Here is a 1482-nt window from a genome sequence, read left to right on the forward strand (position 1 = left end):
CCCTGCACATCGATGGCAAAACCTCGGCCCGGTCTACCGTCTACTTCATCGCTGATCACCCAAGTGCCGGCCTGGGGGGTGAAGTCTCTGGCGGCCCAACTGCTCACGCAGGTCAGGGCCAACAATGGCGCCATCAGCGTCAGGCCCAAGGCTTGCAATGATCCAAATCTCCTCACATCATCTCCCTGTGTATGCATCCGGACATGGATGCCGTTTTGATAAAGCAAAGCTCCCTCGCTCTGCAGCGCATCCGGTGGCCTGCGCGCTTACTCAATCCATGGGTACATTGCCAAGTCCGGTGAGATTGCCATGGCGATCACGTAAGCGAATTGAAAAGTTGCTCACGACAAACTCGTCGTACAGTTCCATGACATAAGCGGTATCCGTCGAACCATTTTTTTGGCATTCACCTCGCGATACCTGCGCGTTAAATTTGCATCTCACCGAGCCATCTTCAGTGGTGGCGAAATCGCCATCCAAACGATTGAGAGTGATAGTCACTGGTACTCCCTCTCGGAACGAGCCCGGGATATACCATTCGCCGAACAGTTTGTCCTCTATCGTTTGCCAAGGTTGCAAGGAAATACGGCGCATAGGCTTGGCGGGCTCTCCTGGAAACTGCACCACTGCCTCTGCCAGACCGACGCCCTTCGCGCCAGAAATGCGGACCTCCACCTCGCCATCGTCCCGCAGCCATTGCCCACTAGCAGCTGCACCACCCACGCTGCGCCCACCCCGGTACTGGTGCAGGCTAAAACGGGCACCACTGGTTCCCGGCGCCTGGGGATCAGCCGCATAATCGCCAACTCCCATCGAGAAGCTGGGCTGGCCGTTGGGCTGGTAGCCAAAAACCTGCATCAGCATTTTTCCGCCCTGCACATCCAGACTCACGCCTCGCCCAGGCTTGCCCGTCAATTCATCCTCCATCACCCATGTGCCATTGCTGGGCAGATAGGCCGGCCGGTGCGAATAGCCAAATGTCCCTGGCAGATACGACTCCAGTCCGTTCGAACAGCAACCGGTGATGACCGCCCCGCGGTACGGAAAATCTACGCGGGTATTGAAACCGAGCAACTGCAGGGAGGCAGCGCCTTCAGCTTGCAGACTGACAGTGCCAGCCACCTGCGCGCCTAGCAAGCGAAACTTCACCTCTTTGACCTCTGGTGCTTGTCCCGGGGATTTATCCCCTGCCGCGACACAGCGGAAAATATCGCTTTGGACTGGGCGGCTGCACTCCAGCGTCTCAGCATGGCTTTCGCGATACAGGTGCAAGCGCAAGGGTTCGGTCGAACTTGATTGAAGACTGGCATACCAGGCATTCACGACTTCACCTTGCGCATTCAGCCCAAGCCACCGACTAGAACGCGTTGCATTCTTCCACTGCTCAGTCTGGTAATACGCAGCATCTGGCGCAGCAAAAATGAAGCGCTCTATGTCTTTCGCCGGCTCGCCAGGCAGTTGTATCGTTCCCTGCAAGCCATT

Annotated in this window: 2 pseudogenes; both read right to left on the bottom strand. The window is 57.2% G+C overall.

Going from position 1 to position 1482, the window contains the following annotated elements:
* A pseudogene (locus tag H928_RS32805) lies at positions 1–227 on the bottom strand (hypothetical protein); the annotation flags it as partial.
* A 43-nt stretch (positions 228–270) separates the two neighbouring features.
* Positions 271–1482: pseudogene (locus H928_RS32095) on the bottom strand (hypothetical protein); the annotation flags it as partial.

This window comes from Comamonas sp. B-9, from assembly GCF_000410635.1.
GTDB lineage: Bacteria > Pseudomonadota > Gammaproteobacteria > Burkholderiales > Burkholderiaceae_C > Comamonas.